17 protein-coding genes and 5 pseudogenes are annotated in these 20,988 nt (G+C 52.4%); 4 read left to right on the forward strand and 18 right to left on the reverse strand.

Going from position 1 to position 20,988, the window contains the following annotated elements:
• Nucleotides 1–9: 9 nt before the first annotated feature.
• The 4 genes and pseudogenes from IAI47_RS08555 to IAI47_RS08570 form a co-directional block, all read right to left on the reverse strand.
• The gene (locus IAI47_RS08555) at nucleotides 10–402 is read right to left on the reverse strand and encodes a tail fiber assembly protein (protein WP_008925349.1); all 393 of its coding nucleotides are present in this window, start codon (nucleotides 400–402) and stop codon (nucleotides 10–12) included.
• Entirely contained in the window at nucleotides 402–1,634 is a 1,233-nt protein-coding gene (locus tag IAI47_RS08560; protein ID WP_008925348.1) for a phage tail protein, read from the reverse strand. The genes IAI47_RS08555 and IAI47_RS08560 overlap by 1 nt, the downstream gene beginning before the upstream one ends.
• Nucleotides 1,631–2,239 carry a phage tail protein I gene (locus IAI47_RS08565; RefSeq protein ID WP_008925347.1) on the reverse strand — a complete coding sequence of 203 codons (609 nt, stop codon included), beginning with the start codon at nucleotides 2,237–2,239 and terminating at the stop codon, nucleotides 1,631–1,633. Before IAI47_RS08565 ends, IAI47_RS08560 begins: the two co-directional genes overlap by 4 nt.
• Nucleotides 2,232–2,678 (reverse strand): annotated as a pseudogene (locus tag IAI47_RS08570) (baseplate J/gp47 family protein); the annotation flags it as partial. The pseudogene IAI47_RS08570 and the gene IAI47_RS08565, both read right to left, overlap by 8 nt.
• Here IAI47_RS08570 and IAI47_RS08575 point away from each other — a divergent pair.
• Nucleotides 2,670–3,566 (forward strand): annotated as a pseudogene (locus tag IAI47_RS08575) (phage portal protein). The pseudogenes IAI47_RS08570 and IAI47_RS08575 overlap by 9 nt on opposite strands.
• A 30-nt stretch (nucleotides 3,567–3,596) precedes the next feature.
• Here IAI47_RS08575 and IAI47_RS08580 read toward each other — a convergent pair.
• The 5 genes and pseudogenes from IAI47_RS08580 to IAI47_RS22175 form a co-directional block, all read right to left on the reverse strand.
• On the reverse strand, nucleotides 3,597–3,896 hold the full coding sequence (locus IAI47_RS08580; protein ID WP_003854584.1) for a DUF1493 family protein: 300 nt from the start codon (nucleotides 3,894–3,896) through the stop codon (nucleotides 3,597–3,599).
• Nucleotides 3,890–4,348, reverse strand: a pseudogene (locus IAI47_RS22170) (STM2901 family protein). Before IAI47_RS22170 ends, IAI47_RS08580 begins: the two are co-directional and overlap by 7 nt.
• Nucleotides 4,349–4,753: 405 nt before the next feature.
• Nucleotides 4,754–4,930, reverse strand: a complete 177-nt coding sequence (locus IAI47_RS08590; protein WP_008925343.1) for a hypothetical protein — start codon at nucleotides 4,928–4,930, stop codon at nucleotides 4,754–4,756.
• A 109-nt stretch (nucleotides 4,931–5,039) separates the two neighbouring features.
• The gene (locus IAI47_RS08595) at nucleotides 5,040–7,268 is read right to left on the reverse strand and encodes a replication endonuclease (protein ID WP_008925342.1); all 2,229 of its coding nucleotides are present in this window, start codon (nucleotides 7,266–7,268) and stop codon (nucleotides 5,040–5,042) included.
• Nucleotides 7,268–7,441, reverse strand: coding sequence for a TraR/DksA C4-type zinc finger protein (locus IAI47_RS22175; RefSeq protein ID WP_071778541.1), 174 nt, complete (start codon nucleotides 7,439–7,441; stop codon nucleotides 7,268–7,270). Before IAI47_RS22175 ends, IAI47_RS08595 begins: the two co-directional genes overlap by 1 nt.
• A 336-nt stretch (nucleotides 7,442–7,777) precedes the next feature.
• Between IAI47_RS22175 and IAI47_RS08605 the strand changes: the two genes are divergently transcribed.
• The gene (locus IAI47_RS08605; RefSeq protein ID WP_008925341.1) at nucleotides 7,778–8,218 is read left to right on the forward strand and encodes a hypothetical protein; all 441 of its coding nucleotides are present in this window, start codon (nucleotides 7,778–7,780) and stop codon (nucleotides 8,216–8,218) included.
• Between the two features lie 53 nt (nucleotides 8,219–8,271).
• On the opposite strand, the gene IAI47_RS08610 is transcribed toward IAI47_RS08605, so the two are convergent.
• Together IAI47_RS08610 and IAI47_RS08615 are read right to left on the reverse strand one after the other, a co-directional pair.
• Nucleotides 8,272–8,667, reverse strand: coding sequence for a tail fiber assembly protein (locus IAI47_RS08610; RefSeq protein ID WP_008925340.1), 396 nt, complete (start codon nucleotides 8,665–8,667; stop codon nucleotides 8,272–8,274).
• A pseudogene (locus tag IAI47_RS08615) lies at nucleotides 8,650–9,000 on the reverse strand (phage baseplate assembly protein V); the annotation flags it as partial. The gene IAI47_RS08610 and the pseudogene IAI47_RS08615, both read right to left, overlap by 18 nt.
• Before the next feature lie 1,476 nt (nucleotides 9,001–10,476).
• On the opposite strand from IAI47_RS08615, the gene adhP reads away from it, so the two are divergent.
• Complete coding sequence (adhP, locus tag IAI47_RS08620; RefSeq protein WP_003852659.1) at nucleotides 10,477–11,499, forward strand: alcohol dehydrogenase AdhP; 1,023 nt, start codon at nucleotides 10,477–10,479, stop codon at nucleotides 11,497–11,499.
• A 426-nt stretch (nucleotides 11,500–11,925) separates the two neighbouring features.
• Here the strand turns inward: adhP and IAI47_RS08625 are convergent, their stop codons facing one another.
• The 7 genes and pseudogenes from IAI47_RS08625 to betI all read right to left on the reverse strand — a co-directional run bounded on the left by IAI47_RS08625 (nucleotide 11,926) and on the right by betI (nucleotide 18,571).
• Nucleotides 11,926–12,111 (reverse strand): hypothetical protein, encoded by a 186-nt coding sequence (locus IAI47_RS08625; protein WP_008925337.1) that lies wholly within the window; start codon nucleotides 12,109–12,111, stop codon nucleotides 11,926–11,928.
• A gap of 230 nt (nucleotides 12,112–12,341) precedes the next feature.
• Entirely contained in the window at nucleotides 12,342–13,484 is a 1,143-nt protein-coding gene (locus IAI47_RS08630) for an acyltransferase (protein WP_008925336.1), read from the reverse strand.
• Between the two features lie 199 nt (nucleotides 13,485–13,683).
• Nucleotides 13,684–14,013 carry a multidrug/spermidine efflux SMR transporter subunit MdtI gene (mdtI, locus tag IAI47_RS08635; RefSeq protein WP_008925335.1) on the reverse strand — a complete coding sequence of 110 codons (330 nt, stop codon included), beginning with the start codon at nucleotides 14,011–14,013 and terminating at the stop codon, nucleotides 13,684–13,686.
• A pseudogene (gene mdtJ, locus IAI47_RS08640) lies at nucleotides 14,000–14,350 on the reverse strand (multidrug/spermidine efflux SMR transporter subunit MdtJ). Before mdtJ ends, mdtI begins: the two are co-directional and overlap by 14 nt.
• 434 nt (nucleotides 14,351–14,784) lie before the next feature.
• Entirely contained in the window at nucleotides 14,785–16,467 is a 1,683-nt protein-coding gene (gene betA, locus IAI47_RS08645; protein ID WP_003852665.1) for a choline dehydrogenase, read from the reverse strand.
• A gap of 23 nt (nucleotides 16,468–16,490) precedes the next feature.
• Nucleotides 16,491–17,963, reverse strand: a complete 1,473-nt coding sequence (gene betB, locus IAI47_RS08650) for a betaine-aldehyde dehydrogenase (protein ID WP_003852666.1) — start codon at nucleotides 17,961–17,963, stop codon at nucleotides 16,491–16,493.
• A 14-nt stretch (nucleotides 17,964–17,977) separates the two neighbouring features.
• A complete protein-coding gene (gene betI / locus IAI47_RS08655; RefSeq protein ID WP_008925333.1) occupies nucleotides 17,978–18,571 on the reverse strand; it encodes a transcriptional regulator BetI in 594 nt (197 codons plus the stop codon).
• Nucleotides 18,572–18,825: 254 nt separating this feature from the next.
• On the opposite strand from betI, the gene IAI47_RS08660 reads away from it, so the two are divergent.
• On the forward strand, nucleotides 18,826–20,856 hold the full coding sequence (locus IAI47_RS08660; protein ID WP_008925332.1) for a choline transporter: 2,031 nt from the start codon (nucleotides 18,826–18,828) through the stop codon (nucleotides 20,854–20,856).
• Nucleotides 20,857–20,988: the final 132 nt, after the last annotated feature.

Raw genomic sequence — 20,988 nt, forward strand, 5'->3', positions numbered from 1 at the left:
ATGAATTTTTTATTCAGGCTTATCTGGCCAGCTGATATCTGGCGCGGTCGTGATATCCGTCCGACTCAGCATAACGCGGTATCTTTTCCATGCAGCCAGTCGCGTTAGTTCCTCGTCAGTTGCAATGCTGATATCAACCGCATCCTGCAAAGGGGTTATAGTACGATTAGCTTCGTCCATTTCTGCCGACAAACGGCTGCTGGCCAGAAAGCCAGCATCTTTGGCATCCACAAATGGCGCTGTAAATACGCCGTCACTGTAGAGATAATTACAGCCGGGCTGTTCAGACAATGCGGTAATATCTACCCACTCCAGTGACGGATGATAGAGTTTCTCTGGCTTGACACTCATAGAGACAATTTCCGCAACTCGCTTATCTTCAATCCGGGCGTAGGTTTTCATCAGCTGAACTCCTCAATATAAATAATACCGTCAGATCCATAACTTCCGATAAAGGGATCGGTACGCGTTGTACCTCCGCCGCCTGCACCATAGGTATTTTTTTTGCCTGATGATGAGCTTTCCCCGCTACGGCTACCGCCGCCCCAGTAACTGACGCCGCCGTCACCAGAGCCGCCCCGGTAAGGGTTGCTTGAGGCCGTAATCAGTCCGGGCGCGTCGCTGCCATCACCCCCCTGTATATTTAACAATCCGCCTATGGCCGAGCCGCCAACGCCACCGGCATCACCGGAAGTCGTATTATAGCCATTGCCCGCTGTCAGCTGACCGTTAAAGGTACTGCTAGTCGCGCCGTCGGTTTCGTTACTGCCTCTACCGACTACGCCAGGATAATTTTTTGTCTCATCCACGTTCAGCCAAGCGATTACCGTTCCGCCTGCTCCCCCGCCCGCACCACGGGAAACATAACTCGATCCCCAGGCAAGATAACCATAACCCCGGCCACCACCTCCGGTCAGGATAATCTTGATTCGTTTCGTTCCCGGCGTGGGTTTGTAGTTAACTGCTCCGGGCGTGGTGAAAATCTGGTACCCGATAAAACGGCCGGAAAACTTATCGCTGATGCCAAGATTTTTCAGAACGTCAGGCAACAGCCCGGCATCGGCCATTTCCTTTAATGCGTTTTCAATTAACGGGTACTGACCATGCGGATTAGCGCTTTTGAGATGCTTTGCCATCATCTCGTCAGCGTAGGCTTTCACCTCGATCACAGCGTCATCAACATACTTACGCGTTGCCAGCACCACTGACGGATCAATTTTCAGCGTGACGGCGGTTGTGCTGTTCACGATTAAAATCATGCGCACGGTCTGCGTCCGGCCGCTTCCTTCGGCCAGCTGAGGCTTGTAAGTCTCCGGGCAGTTAGCAACGGCAATCAGCACGCCGTCAGCGTCATACAGGCCGATTTCACGGATCCAGAAACCGCCCTCGCTTTCCGGGATAATCTGCTCTGCGATAATCTGGCTGCTGTTTGCCGCGTCAACGGTCAGCGAATTAAGCTGCGCGCGTCGCTTCTCGCCAATGAGCTTTGTCTGTGCCGCATCAGGGGTCGGCAGTGTGCCGCCACCGTCGCCGACGCCCATCGAGGCGATGTTTACTTTCGTGCCGAGTGCGGCGGCGTTCGCCAGCTTAGCCGCGCCCTGATTGGTCAGCAGGGCAAAATATTTTGTCGTCATGCGCTCACTTCCGTCAGGTCAATAAGATGCACCGCCACGCCGGAATAACCCGGCCCGCCGACGCTGATAAGTTCAGGGGTATAGGGATAAACGGTCAGCTCGTCGCCGCTGTAGCTGGCAACGGCAACCGGCAGCGCGCCGTTCACGTCAAGATTGATAGACAGGCCGATAAGGTGACGGCTGCAGGGCTTCGCATCGGCTATCAGGCGCTCAAGCTCGTTATACATTTCCTCAGTAATGCCGGTATCGAGTACGCCCACATCCAGCCGGAACGTGCCAGGCGCTTCGCCGGTTTTCCACCACTCAATGATTCTGATGAGATAGCCCAGAGGCTCAACGACGCGGCGTATAGCGCCAATCGTTCCCTTGTGCCGATGCACGTACTGCGAGGCGGCAACCACGGCGCGCTTTGTTGATTCCGGCCAGGCTGAATCCCAGCGATCAACTGACCACGCCCACGCCAGATAGGGCAGAAGCTCAACCGGGCAGGCTTGCGGATTCCATAACTGGCGCAGCGGCACGCTCATCGTACCGGGGCTTGCAAGAGCCTCGGCGGCAGCAACCTCAAGCGCTGACGAGCCGGTCGGCAGCAGGCGATCACTCATCCGAGCCTCCCACGGTCAGCGCGTATCCTGTGCAGTAAGCGGCCTGGGTTTTGTCTAGCACCACGTCAGCGGAAGGCTTGATAAGGTTGACGCGCTGCACGCCCTCAACGTGCATGGCGGCATACAGCGCAGACAGGCGAATGTCACGGCCGAGACGCTTTTGTGCGCTGACAAAGGCGGCGAGTTTTGCCTCTGAAGCGGCACGGATTGGCTCCGCTTCCGGCCCCGGATAGAGGTAAAGCTCGGCCTCGATTTCGTAACTAACAATCTTCGCTGACTGCACGCTCACCCGGTCAGCAACCGGGCGCACGTCTTCGTCATTGAGCGCAGCGTTAACCACGGCCAGCAAATCATCACCGGCCACGCCGTTGCCCTCACGCGCGAGCACAGTCACGGTAACAACGGCGGGCGACGGGCTGATGGCTGATGCATCGGTAACGGGCGCTGGTTTGAGCCGCCGGTCAGCTTTAACGGCCTGGCGAAAAGCCTGCGTGCGGCCGTACATCACAGCTCGCCGATTTATGTAAAGCGCAACATTCTGGCATCAACATTCATCCCGCACCCAATGATGAGTCAGCAGGAGTTCAGCAAGTTTGCGCTGGATTATCTGGTCTTCGGTAACGCCTTTGCCGAGCTGCGTCGTAATGGCTTGGGTAAGCCGCTGCGCCTTGAAACCACCCCGGCCAAATTCACCCGCAGAGGCGTGAAGGATGGCGTTTACTGGTTTGTGAATGACTGGAAGGAGCCGCATGAATTTTCGGCCGGCAGCGTGTTTCATCTGCTGGAGCCGGATATCAATCAGGAGCTGTACGGCCTGCCGGAATACCTCAGCGCGCTTAACTCCGCCTGGCTGAATGAGGCGGCAACGCTGTTCCGCCGCAAGTATTATCAGAACGGCGCGCACGCCGGTTACATCCTGTATATGACCGACGCGGCGCAGAGCAGCAGCGACGTTGACCGGATGCGCCAGGCTATGCGCGACACGAAAGGGATCGGCAACTTCCGCAACCTGTTTATGTACGCGCCGAACGGTAAGCCGGACGGGATCAAGATTCTGCCGCTCAGCGAGGTAGCGACGAAGGACGATTTCTTTAACATCAAGAAGGCCAGCCGCGACGACCTGCTAAGCGCACACCGCGTGCCGCCGCAGATGATGGGGATTATCCCGGACAACTCCGGCGGATTCGGTGATGCGGTGAAAGCGGCATAGGTGTTTGTGCGTAACAAACTGACACCGCTGCAGGAACGTCTGAAGGAAATCAATAACTGGCTGGGCGAAGAGGTGATCGCCTTCCGCCCTTATTTGCTGGAAGCGGCAACAAACTGAAGATGTAACGCCTGCCTGTGCAGGCGTTAGTTATTTACCCAACCAGCGCCCGGCCTGTGCAGACTCAACCAACAAACGGAGAGTAAGCGGATCATGCGGTGCGGTGAAATCTTCCGGGAAATAGTCGTTAAAAGAGATGGTGCCGGGGTCAATGCCAAAACTGTCAGCATACCGCTCAAGTAATTCATAAGCGTCGATGGGATCCATGCGAAAGTCGTTGTTCAGATCAGTGTCCAGCTCAAGCTTGTAACGTTTTAATGTAAACAAGCTTCTGCCGTTATAATCTTCAACCAGCGCAAATACTGCCTTCTCTATATCCTCACTTACCATATTCTGTCGTCCTTATGGGCAATAAGGTTGTATTTTACCGTAGTTTTCCAGCCTATCTCCGCCACATCAGCGGCCATAATTACCCATCCTAAAACCGGTATTGTGCGACCGACGAAAGTACCCAATTTATGGGTCATCAACATTTTAATTTGGAATGGTTTTTTAGGGTTTTGTATCCACGTAGGCAACCTGAACGGGAGACGGGAATCGCGCAACAGCTTGCGAGAATACACCGAGGCATAAGAGGTACCTTTTTAGGCACCCTTTAACTTTCCTGACACGTCAATCGTATTCTGTCCCGAGTAAATTGCAGCTATGGCTATGATATCCTTTGCACCGCTAAAATGCTCAGCGGTCACATCAATCATAATCCAGAAATAAAGCTCTGCCGGGGAAAGGTTGGTAAGCCCGCCATAGAAGTAAGTCCCGTTTAACTGCTCAGTTGTATCCATATTATTCCCTTACATGGTTAACCGTATTGGTCAAAACTTTATCATATTAATTCCGATCAGTGCCATACCTCATCTGCCGCTCTCAGGCCCGATTTGCGAGGCTCAAATCCTCTTCACCAGTTCAACCTCATCAAACCATTGCGTGCGCCTCCGTGCCCCTGGCGCAGCCTCCGCATGCATGTTTGTACCCCTCGCGCGCAATGCTATCCCCGCCACGCCTGCCCGCTTTATGTATCGCTTTTCATGCATTTGCATGTACAACCTCTGAGCGCGCCAGCTCTGGTCTTACAGACGCTCAGCGATCCACTTTGGATCATGCGGATTAATGCAAGCATATGCACTTTGATGCAGAAGCAAAAAGCCACCTTAAAGGTGGCTAGTGAACGGTAGGGAAGGGGCAATTAATCATTCTGCCTGGCAGTAAATAGCGGCTTCGAAAATAGCTGTGTCGATTGTCCCTGCCATGTCGCTAATCATCGACAGTGCCATTTTTAATTCATCTTCTTTGCAATGTGCGATCAGCGATACGTCAGCAATGAACTGAATGCGTGCAACCGTTTCACTTAGATTATCTATTTTCATCAAATGATTAACTCCTTTTAGTCAAAATGCACTGTATGTATAAACAGTATCATGATGAACTAAAATCATAAACAATCGTGCGGCTCAGATTAGTCCGACTGCCGTTTTATTAATCAGGCAACTGTATGCCTCTTTTTCTCGCTAGTGCATTGAAGCGCTTTAATGGGGCGGCATTTATGCGACGTCTATGGAACAGATAGCCGCTTGTTCCGCTCCAGTAAGAAAGCTCTCCAATCTTGATTGTGTGGCCTTTCATCATGCGCACAGCTTCACCGTCGGACAGTGTTAACCTGGAGATCTCAAAGAAACTCTTTTTCAACGCCTCACGTTCTGCGCAATGACTCCGTTCAGAGTGATATTTGTCCGGCTCAGGTTGCTCCTGCGCTGGCTTTTCTCTTAATCGCTTAAGAATCCTTCTACGCTCGGCGCGAGTAGTAGGTTTTGTGAAATCGATAGCGGCTTCAGAGCCTGTCGGCTCCGTACAGTTATTGACAGAACTCCGAGAGGACGCAGGCGCGTCCTTAAATTCAAAATCCAAATCAACGGCACGTTTCGGGACAATCCTCCATTGCATCAGACGGGTTAAAATTGGCGTATCGTTGCCAACTTCAGTTGCGTAAACACCCTTGATACGCACAGTTTCCTCTCCGTACTCATTCATGTCTTCGCTTGCCTGATACCAGGTGCGCACAGCCAGCTCGTCGCGGCGCACAAATGGGCCACCCTGCACGTTAACGTATCCGGCCCAGTCTCCTGCGTCGGCGGCGTCATGCGCGGCCGCAAACTCAACGCTCAGGCCGTGCGCGGTTTCGCTGTCTGCCGTGCGGCGCAGTTCGCGGTAAACCGTGACCGGCGCACCGCCCACAAACTGAAATTGCCGGATGTGCCAGCGTGCCGCCCAGGCAGAAACGGCCGAGGCAGTTTCCTTAAGGTCTTTGCCGCTTTCGGCGTCCGTCTCGCCGTCTAGCGCGTAGCCGTCGATATTCTTGGAAATGTATTTAGCAACGTAACCCGTCGCGCTGCCTTTCTCCGGGTCGATAGCCTCGGTGTGAAAGCGGGCCTTACGGGCTTTGTCGGTTGTCAGCTCGCTGCCGTCTTGCTGCCAGGCGTAGTCGCGCATAATCTCGCGCACGCGTTCAGCCTGCTCCGGACGCATAAACATGAGCATGTGCCAGTGCGGAGTCGCATCATGATGAGGCTCAGCAACGCGGATCCCGAAGATGCGGATTTCTTCGCGGTGCAGCTTGGCGCGGATTTTCTGCCAGACGCTGCAGAGATAACGTTGCGTGTCTGCCGGGCTGGCACCGTTCCATTTGCGGTTACGATGCCCGGTTTTGATTGTGGCGTGATAGCGCGCCGGGGCGGTGAGGGTGTAAAACTCGCCGATAAAGCCCATCTCGTTGCAGATGTTTTCGAAGCCGCGAATGCGGGTCATCAGCTCGCAGCGGCGAATCGCCGGATTGGCCACACTGCCGTCGTATTTCTCGATCAGGCTGATACGGTTGCCTTCTTCGTCTTCCAGCTCCATTCCCTTCAGAAACTCACGGGTGCGGCGCTTCTGCTCGCGCCACTCTGAAACGGTCATGCTGCTGGCGTAGGGGGTATGCTTTTTGCTGACGTTAGCCAGGGCGATCTGAAGGTGTTCACGCCATGATGCAGCCACGCGGCGCAGTCGGCCTTTCCACCATTTTTCCGTCTGCATACGCATGATTGCCGGGGTAACTTCCTCCGGGTCAAACAGCCGGGACGTGACTTTATCCCATAATGGCGGCGTCTGGCTCAGCTCGCGGGTGATGGCGGCGGCGGTCATGTAAACGCGGTGCGTGTATTTATAATCTGACTCGTCGCTGGCCTGCGCGTGTGCCTGTACCAGCTCGGCGAGAATGAAATTAGCTACATCCCCAGCAAGCAAATCGACGTCGGCGCGAGCCATATCCGGCAGGCGGTTAAAGCGGCGCATTAGATTGAAAAGCTGACCACCTGCTATAGCCGCATTGTCGCGCTCAGTTGCGTTACCGCCGAGTAAACTTAATGTGCTCCCCTTCATCATGCCGAGACGATATTGAGCATTAACGGTTTCAACGCGTGGCAATGTGCGCTCAACAAATGTCTTTGTTAAGTACGCATTGGCGCGGGCTGTTCCCTGTGTCTTTTCAAGATCACTAACGCGGCGTTTAACGTCGAGCTGTATCACAGTCGGCTGCTTTTCAAGTAGCTCCTGCGCACGCACTAAAGCCGCAATCATCTGAGTGCGGCTGTGCATTTCCTCATAGGTGGGATAAGGGCTGGCGATGGCTTCCCGTGGAGCATTCCACGGGTAAGCAAATTCCTCATGCATCAGACATTGCCCTGCCGGTGTTTATTGCGATGTTCCTCAATTTCCTGGCAGGAAACGCAGCGAATTACACTCAGATATGCGCGGCGGCGCGTTTCAGGAATTGGGGTATCACAGTCTTCACAAAATGAGGCGCTTATAGCAGGCGCGCGCGCGGCTGTTACAGCCAGAATCAGTCAAGGGACCATATCTCTTTTGCGAGGGCGGCTTAAAATCGGGCTGCATGCGCGCAATTTGAAAATGACCGAAACAGCAGCAAAACATATGCTTGAACCCAGTCGGTATGTACCTTTGCAGATTCAGGAAAGAGCTATTCGTTTTGGTAAGCGAATGCCAGACCCTCGTGAAGGAAAAGGAATGTTCCGATACGAAACGGATATTTATAAACTGCGCTACGATAAGCAGCGAAGGGAATATGTTCATCAGAAATACAAATTTGAAGTAATAGTCAGGGAATCAGACTGGACAATATCTCATTTTAAATATTTTTATTAGCTGACAAGGAAATTTCAATGTTTGATATCAGGAATGAAGAGTTTACATTCGCAATCGCTCCCTTTGAACGCGTAGTGGATAACGAAGCCGATCCTGTTAACCATCACTGGGACTGGATACAGTCCTGGGTGGAGTTTTCGGTAAGCGGCCTGAAAGTGGCATTTAAAACGGAGTTCACCGTTGGAGAATTGAAAATGCTGAAAAAAGAATTCTCAGCTTTTCATCAGGCGCTTATTAATCAGCAAAAGATCAGGTCGTTTAACTATCAGAGCGATATTCATCAACTGGACATGATACTGACCAATGAAAAAAGTATTGATGGCGTAACTGTTGATTTCATTCTTCGCCCGGAACCACATGCCGACAGCGTCCAGGTTAAAGGCAGCTTTGGCCTTGATGAAAGCTATTTCCCCGACATTCTGAATCGACTTGATGAAATGATTCAATGGCAGAATTAAACATTCTGCCATTGAAAATTTTAATAGAAAGCTACGGGCGTAAAACGAATTTTCTATTCAGGCGTTTTCGGCCAGCTGATAGCTGGCGCATTTGTGATATCTGCAGCCTGTACCGCCTGCACGTACTTCATCCAGGTGGTCAGCGTGGCTTTATCCGCATCAGTAATGATGCCGGGCAGCAGCTGCGTCTGCCATGCCTGAGTAATTCCGTTGACCTCACTCACGCCCGCTGACTTTTCGCTGGCCGCTGCGTCAAGCAGTGACTGCTGCTGCGCATCGCCGTCGGTTACCCACTTTTCGCCGTCCCACTTATCAAACGCGGTTGCCGGAGAATGCGTTATGGTGTCCGCCGGATTGTCGCCCAGTACCGTGATTTTCACCGGCGCGCCGCCTGAAATCGGGTAAGCCGTTTCACCGCGATGGTCCGGCACGCTAATGTTGGCTTTCATCGTGCCGCCCTTTTTGACTTCCAGCTGCGCAGTTTTGAGCAGCGTTGCGCATTCCACTTCTGGCGAGTCGAACAGGATTTTACCGTCGCTTTGATGGTTGCCGTCTGTATGCCGGTTGCGGTCAGTGCGCCGGTTTACGGCTCGTATTCGATCACCGCATCGTCAGGAAATGACCAGCGCATCGGCCCAGGCAGACGGAGCCGGATTGTCATAAGAGAAAATTCCCGGCAGCACAAAGCCGGTATCAAGTTCACCACCGAGGCACAGTTCAAGCACCTGCTCACCCACTGACGGCGCATTCCAGGAGCGGGTTTTACCCGCGCGGGCGCTGACTGTCTTCGGGTTGTTCATTCATGATTTAGATTTTATTTTCCCCACAAGCTAAAGCTAACATCAGTTACGCATAGCCAGCCCGTTGCGGCAGGAAAATGGCTACGCCATGCGCGTTATAACATCTCGTCCAGTCTGATTGGATGTTTCTTCTGACATTCTATATGCTTATTGGATATTAAAATGATCATGACACTATTTCACGTAGATGCAGTGTTTACAACGAATAAAAATCAGATGCTATAAATGAGAGGTTGAATAAGTGAAGCGTGTATTTTTATGGCTCATGCAATCATTTATCTATTTAATTTCTGCTGTTTTGATTGTTGCAGGAGTTTATATTTTCATTCGATTTATTTCTGAACATGCGGCGATTATTAGCATAATATGGGTGATGGTTGTTTCTTATGTGTATATTAAATACAATCGATGGTATTAGGTTTGTTAAGAGATCTTCGTGATCCTGATTTAATCGATAGCGTTAAAGTGTGAAGTGTGACGAAAAAAATGATCTCCTTAGTGAGGTTGGCTGCCATTTAGCGATTATACAATCTGGTTTCTCTGGTTAAGTCCTGTCTGAGATATGATTGAATCAGGCTCGCGCTATTTCTTATTTTCTGATATGTAAATCATCTTAATAACTGCTCTGTTATTCTTACTTTGGGTCCCCTTAATACTCATGATACCCCCCATTTTACTGCCAGCAGAACAGAGGCTTTCCGGACGCTTCTCCTCAAAATTGATCTCAATCAATATATCTAAACATCTTCCCCGAACGGTCCTCCACGTTTATTTAACGTATAAAAACCACGTCGTAACCTGCCCCGGTGATTTTTAACCAGAGTTTATTATGTTCTTAAAAAAAGTTATTCCTTGTGCGCTCGTAGCGTTAGCGAGTGCATCCATGTCTGGTTGTGTGATGGCAGAGGGAGGATACCATCGCGGCCCATCATCTGAATGGCATCATCACCATGCGTCTTATCAGGACCAGCAAAATGATAATGGCTGGAGCCATCATGCCGGACCAGCCGCATCAGAAAATAACGCTTCTCAGCATCTGGGGCCACCGCCAGCGACGTATAGTGCAGCCCAGCATCTGGGGCCACCGCCAGCCTCGGATGATTCTACTGAACACAGGGGACCGGCAACTGACAGTGGCATTCACCGCTGGCAACCGAGCGACTCCGCTGAGTAATTGATACGAAGCATTTAGATGAACAGGGGCGCTATCGCCCCTTTTAACCGGTAATCGCCGTCTGAAAAGGTTCTTCACGATAAACGTGCTTCACGCATCCAGTAAGTCACTCATGATTTCCAAAGCTTTAACACGCAAAATCCCTTTAGTAACGCACCTCAAAACTGACTTCACTCACAAAGGCAGCAACAACTCTTTCTGTCCCGCACCCAAAGCTAATCTGTAATCTTGCCATCATTCCCGTATGGCATATTCTTGAGATTCAATCAAAAGGAGTAACGTTTATGAAAGCGGCAATTGCTAATAGTGAACACAAGGTTGAAGTTGTTGAGAAGACGCTGCGTCCTCTCAAAACCGGTGAAGCCCGGCTCAGGATGGAATGCTGTGGTGTATGCCATACCGATTTGCATGTGAAGAACGGTGATTTCGGCGATAAAACGGGTGTGACCCTGGGTCATGAAGGGATCGGTATCGTTGAGGAAGTCGCACCGGATGTGACGTCACTCAAGCCTGGCGATCGGGCCAGCGTCGCCTGGTTTTTCAAGGGCTGCGGTCACTGCGAATACTGTAACTCCGGTAACGAAACCCTCTGCAGATCGGTCATCAATGCCGGTTTCACAGCCGATGGCGGCATGGCTGAAGAGTGCATTGTCGTTGCAGATTACTCGGTCAAAGTCCCTGATGGACTTGATCCTTATGCTGCCAGTAGCGTCACCTGTGCCGGTGTCACCACCTATAAAGCGGTTAAGGTGTCAGAAGTTAAACCGGGACAATGGCTGGCCATTTATGGTCTTGGCGGGCTGGGAAATCTCGCGCTGCAATATGCAAAAAATGTCTTCAACGCTAAAGTGATTGCGGTTGATGTCAGTGATGGTCAGCTGGCACTGGCGAAGGAGATGGGAGCCGATCTGGTGGTCAATTCGGCCAGCGAAGATGCAGCGCGCATTATTCAGGAGAAAACCGGCGGAGCACATGCTGCTGTGGTCACGGCGGTAGCTAAAGCGGCCTTTAACTCGGCGGTGGATGCGGTGAGAGCAGGAGGGCGCGTCGTGGCTGTCGGACTGCCGCCGGAAGCGATGAGTCTTAATATTCCCCGTCTGGTACTTGATGGCATTCAGGTGGTGGGATCACTGGTCGGAACGCGAAACGATTTGGCAGAAGCCTTCCAGTTTGCGGCAGAAGGGAAAGTCGTGCCTAAAGTGACCAAAAGGAAGATTGGTGAGGTCAATGACATCTTTGATGAGATGGTGCAGGGCAAAATCCGTGGCAGGATGGTAATCGACTTCACCGGTCACTCTGCTGATTAAAGTTCATCTGACTCCTGCAAAGGCCCGCATCCTGCGGGCTTTTTAATATCGTTAAGATCTCTCTGAGCCCTTCAGAGCACAATCCTTCTAACCATTAATAAGCCAGTCTTTATGTTTCATGATGTGATTTTGACTTGAACTTTACCGGTAACATTATAGTTTATGGGGTGAAAGGTTATTACACACACGTGAAGGAGGGTTATTTATGGCGAAGCATCACTTACTTAAATCGATTGAAATAACAGCGATTGTGCTCTTTGTTCTGATACTGGCATATCTGATTTTGACAGGGTTACTGTCATCAACAGGCGTGGATCATGCCTGGCCTTATCCCAATCAGTAACTGAGTGCCACACCAGGGAAAGCATTAATAAAATGACCCTCTCACAGGGCAAACAACCCCGCGATGGCGAGGTTGAATTGACGTTATACCAGACTCACTGACAGCAGTATCAGCTCTTCGGTTTCCAGCGACAGACTTTTTTTGGTTTCGAACATAAAGGTTTCCAGCGCCTCCTCGACATCGTCACCCTCAATAAAGGCGTGAGTCGTGACATGATTTTCACCTTCTGGTTTGATCACGTAAGAAACAAACCACTTCTTCTTTTCCATAATGCTTATCCTCGTTTTAAATCCTGATACCGCGTTTTGGCAATGGTATGTTTTTCTGCCAGACATTTAGCGGGTGGTGTGGAGTTCGACCAGCAAAGTCTAGTTCACCTCAGCAGGCGTGCTGGCGACGGCATGTGATAAACACCTGTTCAGAGCAGATAGATTGTGTAAGCGGCAATAAAAAAGCCCCATCCGGGGCTTTTAAAAAAAGAACGGCCGGTGTTAAAAACTCAACTGGTCTGATCGGCCAGCTTCGGCTTCAGCACGCGTTTACCCATCTGAATGCCGGGCTTCTCAACATACTTATAGAGTAAAGAGGCCAGGGCATAGGTTAGCGGGATGGTTGAGACACAGACGATCAGGAAGCGCATCATGTCGCTCTTAAACTCAATGTCGGTGTGCGTGAGCAGCAGCGCAATCATCGGGATCACAATCAGCAGGTGCAGCAGGTAGACCGAGAACGAGACGTCACCCAGCCAGGTGCTGAGACGGTTGTTCAGCAGCTTACGTGGCAGAGCAATCAGCGTTGCCATCAGGCTGCCCTGAGGGTATTGCCACAGAATTGCTGCCATCCCGACAATCATCAGCGCTTCCATTATCACCTGCAGCTTGATCGCGCCCATTCCCATTGCCACGCTGACGACCGGGCCGAGCAGCGCGAAGGCGACATAGAGCAGGGATTTACGGCGAATTGCTTCCGCCAGCAGCATGCCCGCCAGGAACATATTTAGCTTTATCAGAATCATGGAAGGCATTTCAAACGCCTCATAATAATCTGCCAGCACATACCGTCCGGCGCAGCAGAGCGCCATAATGCCTATCAGTGAGGCCGCATAACCAAAGCGCAGCGTCACCAGCATAATGAACGGAAACAGCACATAGAACTGCATCTCCAGCCCGATGCTCCAGTCAGGCAGCACGGTATTGAAACCATATTCGGGCAGCAGGCCGAACAGGAAGCTGAAGTGAGTGAGGATGTTTGCCAGCGACTGATCGGTGTAACGCGACGATTCAGTGGCGGTGCCGGAATAAAAATGGGCGATAGTGTCACGCATCTCGCCAAACCACGGGCCATAAATCAGCGCGATGATTAAAAGCAGATAGTAGAGCGGGGCGATACGGAAGAAGCGACGGATCCAGAACTTTTTAATGGTCTCCATGCTCTGCCACGGCTCTTTCTGCTGACGTTCAACATAGTTTTTCGCCATCAGATAACCCGATAACAGAATAAACAGATCGACCCCGATGCCAGGCGATGAAATCAGTGTGATGTGGCAATGTATCAGTAAGCTGATATGGCCAACCAGTACCCAGAGAGAGGCGATGCCGCGTAACCCCTCCAGCTCCGTGGACCAACCTCGTGTTGCAGACATAACTCTTCCTCGTTTTTATCCGACTTTTGGCGCTCACTAAGCCTTAAGACAACAGATATGTAAACGGGTCTTTACAAAAGTGAGAAGATTCCGACGCGGTCGGGAAGGGGAAATCAACTGAAACTGGAGAAGAGAGCACGGAAAGTTAAGGGTGTACGAAGGCACACCCATAACAAAAATAACTGAATCAAAATGCCTGTTATGCCAGCTTTGACAGGATCATGCCGGCCAGCAGCAGGGTCAGGCCAGCCCAGCCTTTACGATTCAGCCGTTGATCGAACAATACCCAGCCGGTCGTGACAGTCGCGATAATTCCAAAACCACCCCAGACCGCATAGGCAATCGACAGATCGATACCTTTTACCGCCTGAGCCAGTGCGCTGAACGCAAGCAGGACACAGCAGAGTGAAAGCAGACCGTGCAGCGGTCTTTTAAACCCATCAGAATATTTAAGGAATATATTGGCGGCAATCTCCAGCACGATAGCCAGCGCCAGCCAGGCTGCGTGGACGAAATCAGCGATGACCATGATTAACCTCCGCTGATGAGTGCATGCCGGTTTTGATCAACACAATTCCAGCGACCAGCGTCATCAGTCCGCAGACTTTCATCGCAGACAACACTTCATCAAACAGCTATACGCTGAATAATGTAATCAGCAGGATGCCAGCGCCTTCCCACAGGGCGTAAGCCACGCCCAGAGCAATACGTTTTATGGCGAAGCTCAGCAGGATATAAGAACAGGCAATCATGCCCAGCATCATCAGGTAGCCTGAGTGGCTGCCGTTTAGGCTGGACCATTTCATAAAAAGGGTGCCAATAATTTCAGTGATAATCGCGAGTGACAATAAAACCCAGGCGCGCATGGGAACTCTCCAGCAACGAAAAATGACGACCTGCCATAACGCACAGTGTGCAGGCAGACTCAAAACAGTATCGATGTGGTGAGGAAACTACAGGGCGTTACGCCAGTGCTGATCGGCGGCATTCCAGCAAGAGGGGAAAGCGGGGAAGAGGCAGGACATGAACATTCTGCTCATAAAATTTACAACGCATCCACATTGTTGCTTCTCATCAGTGGACGAATAGTGTCTCCGGTAAAACAGATGCTGGGTTTACAGCATTCTGCAAATCATTAAATCAACAGCAGATACTGCCTGGTTTGATTGCGGTTAAGGTTCAGGGGTTTACCGGGGCGAGTTTAGAAAATGATGGCGTGTAATAATAAGTGCGATAAATCGGGCAAAAAAAGTGCCGGACAACAGTCTGCCCGGCACCTTATAAGTGACACTGTAACTAACTATTCAGCACGCTGGGGGACTGTACGAACCGGGGCGTCACCAGCAACATAGTATGAAGCGGTGCTGCGTGGCAGTGGGTCGCGTCCACGGATCTTATCGGCAATCTTCTCGCCAATCATGATGGTGGTCGCATTCAGGTTACCGGTGATGATCAACGGCATAATCGACGCATCCACCACGCGTAATCCTTCCAGCCCATGCACGCGACCTTCGCCATCAACGACAGACATTGGATCGTTACCCATCTTACAGGTACCGCACGGGTGATAAGCGGTTTCGCCGTGATTACGGACGAATTCGTCCAGCTGTTCATCCGTCTGGCAATCCAGGCCCGGACTGATTTCACGTCCACGATACTTATCCAGCGCTGGCTGATTGATGATCTGGCGCGTGATGCGGATAGCATCGCGGAACTCATGCCAGTCCTGCTCATGCGACATGTAGTTAAACAGAATGGCCGGATGACGACGCGGATCGCGTGACTTCAGGCGCACATGACCGCGGCTTGGCGAACGCATCGAGCCGACGTGACACTGGAAGCCATGCGCATCAACGGCGTTAGAACCGTTGTAATTAATCGCTACCGGCAGGAAGTGATACTGAATGTTCGGCCAGCTGAACTCTTCGCGGCTACGGATAAAACCACCCGCTTCAAACTGGTTACTGGCGCCGATACCGGTGCCATTAAACATCCACTCTGCACCGATTTTCGGCTGGTTCCACCACTTAAGGGCCGGATAGATTGAAACCGGCTCTTTACACTCATACTGAAGATACATCTCCAGATGGTCCTGCAGGTTTTCACCCACGCCCGGCAGATCGTGAACCAGTGGAATATCGAACTGCTTCAGCAGCTCCGGTGAGCCCACGCCAGAACGCTGCAGGATCTGCGGCGAGGCAATAGCACCGGCACATAGCAGCACTTCACGGCGAGCGGTCACTTTATTAATGGTGTTGCTGTCGCCCTGCAGATATTCCACGCCGACTGCGCGTTTGCCATCGAACACAATGCGATCGGTGGTGGCATGAGTAATGATCTTCAGGTTTGCACGGCCTTTGGCCATGTCGAGATAGCCACGTGCGGTGCTGGAACGGCGACCGTTTGGTGTTACGGTACGATCCATCGGACCAAAACCTTCCTGCTGATAGCCGTTGAGGTCATCAGTGCGCGGATAACCCGCCTGCACGCCTGCCTCAATCATGGCTTCAAACAGCACGTTATTGCCGGCTTTAGGCGTGGCGACGCATACCGGGCCATCTCCACCGTGGAAATCGTTCGGGCCGATATCACGGGTTTCCGCTTTACGGTAATAAGGCAGGCAGTCCAGATAGCTCCAGTTCTCCAGCCCTGGTTCACTGGCCCAGTTATCGAGGTCCATTGCGTTACCACGGATGTAACACATACCGTTAATCAGTGATGAACCGCCCAGGCCTTTTCCGCGACCACATTCCATGCGGCGATTGTTCATGTACGGCTCTGGCTCAGTCTCATACGCCCAGTTATAGCGTTTTCCCTGCAGCGGGAAGGCGAGGGCAGCAGGCATCTGAGTGCGAAAATCAAAACGGTAATCCGGGCCGCCCGCTTCGAGCAACAGAACGCTGACGTTGCTCTCTTCGGTCAGGCGGGTAGCCAGAACGTTTCCTGCGGATCCGGCGCCAATAACAATGTAATCATATTCCATTCGTCGTTCCTCAGGTTAAGTGATTAAAAGACTGACTGAAAACGCGTCAGCTCAACCTGCACGGACTTCACCTGGGTGTAGCTCTGCAGTGTCATCAGGCCATTCTCACGGCCAATGCCGGAGTGCTTATAGCCACCCACTGGCATCTCTGCGGCTGATTCGCCCCAGGTATTAATCCAGCAGATTCCTGCTTCGATCTGATGAATCACGCGGTGCGCTTTATTAAGATCCTGCGTCACCAGTCCGGCGGCCAGACCAAATTCGGTGTCGTTGGCACGGCGAATCACTTCTTCTTCGGTTTCATAGCTCAGGATCGACATGACCGGTCCGAAGATCTCTTCACGGACGATCTTCATCTCATCACGGCAGTCGGTAAACACAGTAGGTGCAACCCAGGCACCCTGGTCGAAATCACCACCGGTCAGACGTTTACCGCCGCACAGCAGGCGTGCGCCTTCAGCAATGCCCGATTCGATGTAGCGCATCACGTTATCGCGATGGCTGAAGCTGACCAGCGGGCCAAAGTTGGTGGCGGGATCACGCAGATCGCCGGCCTGAATACGGGCAACGCGTTCGCTGATTTTGGCTTCGAATGCCGCTTTCAGTTTTGCAGGAATAAAGACGCGGGTGCCGTTGGTGCAGACCTGTCCGGAGCTGTAGAAGTTCGCCATCATGGCGATGTCGGCGGCCAGATCGAGATCGGCATCATCAAAGATAATCAGCGGGGATTTACCGCCCAGTTCCATGGTGACTTCTTTCAGCGTTGAACCCGCTGCATTCGCCATTACTTTTTTGCCGCTGACAACGCCGCCGGTGAAGGAGACTTTGTCGATGCCAGGATGCTCAGTGAGCAACTGGCCGGTGACCGAACCGATGCCCGGCAGTACGTTAAACACGCCATCCGGCACACCTGCTTCGGTGTAGATTTCAGCCAGCTTCAGGGCAGTAAGCGGCGTCACTTCGCTGGGTTTGAAAATCATTGCGTTACCCGCAGCCAGCGCTGGGGCTGATTTCCACAGGGCGATCTGAATCGGGTAGTTCCAGGCACCGATACCGGCGACTACGCCCAGCGGTTCGCGGCGTGTATAGACGAAAGAGGTTTCACGCAGGGGGATCTGCTGACCTTCCAGCGCCGGAACGAGCCCTGCGTAATACTCCAGCACGTCTGCACCGGTGACGATATCGACCGCTGAGGTTTCGCTGTAAGGCTTACCGGTGTCGAGCATTTCCAGCTCAGCCAGCGCATCATTCCGCTCACGCAGAATATCAACAGCGCGACGCAGGATGCGCGAACGCTCCATGGCGGTCATCGCGGCCCAGACTTTCTGGCCTTTTCTGGCGGCAGCAACGGCGCGATTGACATCTTCCTGGCCGGCGGCATGAACCTCTGCCAGCACTTCGCCGTTGACCGGGTTAATCGTCTGGAACGTTTCGCCAGACGCTGCGGCAACATAAGCGCCATCAATGTAGAGTTTCTGCTCGGTAAATCGGGACATGTTTTCTCCTTCCGTTATTCGTGCTCGCCAGCCAGTTGCTGACGGATGAATTGGGTGGTCAGTGTACGGGCGATGACCGGGCTGAAAGGCTTTCCACTCAGCGCGGCGCGGAGCCAGAGACCATCTATCAGGGCGGCCAGACCATGTGCGGCCAGTCGTGCCTTTTCCAGTGGCAGTTCACGCCGGAACTCGACCACCAGCGTAGAGTAGAGTCGCCTGCTGCTGACCCGCTCCAGGCGGTTGAGCTGGGGTTGATGCATGCTGCTCGACCAGAAGTCGAGCCAGGCTTTCATCACTGCCGTATGCACCTGAGTTTCATCAAAATTCCCGTCAACGATGGCACGCAGGCGCTCTTCTGCCGGTGCATCGCGAAGCGGTTGTAACCGCGACAGTACTGCCTCACGGAGCTGGCGCGTGACATCACGCATTGTTGCTTCCAGCAAACCGTTCTTATCTTTGAAATAGTGACTGATGATGCCGGTGGACACACCCGCCCGACGGGCGATCTGGGCGATAGTGGCATCATTAATCCCTACTTCATTAATCGTGCTCAGGGTCGCATCAATCAGTTGCCGACGTCGTATCGGCTGCATCCCTACCTTTGGCATTGCTCCAGCTCCACCCTCAAATCGAGCCCCTATTTAAACTTTTTTTGATTGCACGTTCAATATAAAAAGAAACTTTGTTAGGATGCTGTTCTCAAAATGTAGCAAAAGCGAAACGGCAATGAGTGCTAAAATAGGCTGGCTTGCCTGAGCGATTAACAGGAAATGACAGAAAGAAACAGGGCCGCACGGCCGAAAACCGTGGACGGCAAGACTTATCCATTGCGTATTTTCAGGACATTAACCAGAGGTAATCGATGAATAATCCACCTGCCGGTGAAAAAGACAGACTCAATCCCGTTGTATTTTATACCTCTGCCGGATTGATTCTGACGTTTTCACTCGTGACGATTCTCTACAGTGAACTGGCCGCGAGCTGGATCCTCAAGACGGTAAACTGGGTTTCCGCCACCTTTGGCTGGTACTACATGTTGGCTGCCACCCTTTATATCGTCTTTGTGCTTTACATGGCATGCTCACGCTTTGGTTCAATCAAGCTGGGACCCGAGCACTCCAAACCCGAGTTCAGCGTGCTCAGCTGGTCTGCCATGCTGTTTGCTGCCGGGATCGGAATCGACCTGATGTTCTTCTCGGTCGCTGAACCGGTGACGCAGTACATGCAGCCACCGGAGGGCGCAGGGCAGACCCTTGAAGCGGCCCGTCAGGCGATGGTCTGGACGCTGTTCCACTACGGACTGACCGGCTGGTCGATGTATGCACTGATGGGCATCGCACTGGGCTACTTCAGCTATCGTTATAATCTGCCACTGACTATCCGTTCGGCGCTCTATCCTATTTTTGGTAAACGCATCTATGGCCCGATTGGTCACACGGTGGATATCGCAGCCGTGGTCGGCACCATTTTTGGTATCGCCACCACATTAGGGATAGGGGTCGTACAGCTGAACTACGGCCTGAAAGTGCTGTTTGATATTCCGGAAGGCCTGACCGCACAGGCTGCGCTGATAGTCCTTTCCGTCGTGATCGCTACAATCTCTGTCACATCAGGCGTCGATAAAGGAATTCGTTTTCTCTCTGAGCTCAACGTGATCATGGCTCTGGGGCTGATTCTGTTTGTGTTGTTCTTTGGCAACACCGAGTTCCTGCTGAATGCGCTGGTACTGAACGTCGGCGATTACATCAACCGCTTTATGGGCATGACGCTTAATACCTTTGCCTTTGATCGCCCGACCCAATGGATGAACAGCTGGACGCTCTTCTTCTGGGCGTGGTGGGTGGCCTGGTCGCCATTTGTCGGCCTGTTCCTGGCACGTATCTCACGCGGTCGTACCATCCGTGAATTCGTACTGGGCACGCTGATTATTCCGTTCACCTTTACGCTGCTGTGGCTCTCTGTGTTCGGTAATGCCGCGCTGTATCAGATCATTCATGGCAATACCGAGTTTGCGCAGGAAGTGATGAATCATGCAGAACGCGGCTTCTATAGCCTGCTGGCGCAATATCCGGCGTTTAAACTCAGCGCATCGATCGCCACCATCACCGGTATGCTGTTCTATGTGACCTCGGCGGATTCCGGTTCGCTGGTACTGGGTAACTTCACCTCACGCCTGAAAGACATCAATAGCGATGCACCGAACTGGCTGCGCATCTTCTGGTCTGTGGCGATTGGGGTACTGACCCTGAGCATGCTGATGACCAACGGTATCACTGCCTTGCAGAACACCACGGTGATCATGGGGCTGCCGTTCAGCTTTGTTATCTTCTTTGTGATGGCCGGGCTGTTTAAATCTCTGAAGATTGAAGACCACCGTCGGGCCAGCGCCACGCGCGACACTGCGCCTTATCTGGCGCATGCCACCGATCGTCTGACCTGGAAGAAACGCCTGTCGCGTCTGATGAACTATCCTGGCTCGCGCTACACCCAGCAGATGATGGAAAAGACCATTTATCCGGCGATGCAGGAGGTGGCGAAGGAGCTGGAGTTGCGTGATGGCCGCGTCACGCTGGAAAGCGTTGAGGCTGATGAGGCTAACCCGATTGGCTATCTGGATCTGCGCGTTCATCTGGGCGAAGAGCAGGACTTTGTCTATCAGGTCTGGCCGCAGCAATATTCGATCCCGGGCTTTACCTATCGCGCCCGGAGCGGTAAGTCGACCTACTACCGCCTGGAAACCTTCCTGATGGAGGGCAGTCAGGGCAACGACTTGATGGATTACAGCAAAGAGCAGGTGATCATCGACATACTGGATCAGTATGAGCGACACCTGAACTTCATCCATCTCAACCGTGAAGCACCGGGCAGCAACATCAGCTTCCCGAGCGTCTGAATCAGGGCCCGTCAGTGAGCAATTGCTGGCGGGCTTTTTTTTCGCTACCGTCGTCCTGAACTAACCGTGTTCACCTGACGAAATCGACTATCTTTAGGGCTTTCTGGCCTGATGCCAGAAAAGCACAGACAG

Source organism: Pantoea sp. MT58 (genome assembly GCF_014495885.1).
In the GTDB taxonomy this organism is placed as follows: domain Bacteria; phylum Pseudomonadota; class Gammaproteobacteria; order Enterobacterales; family Enterobacteriaceae; genus Pantoea; species Pantoea eucalypti.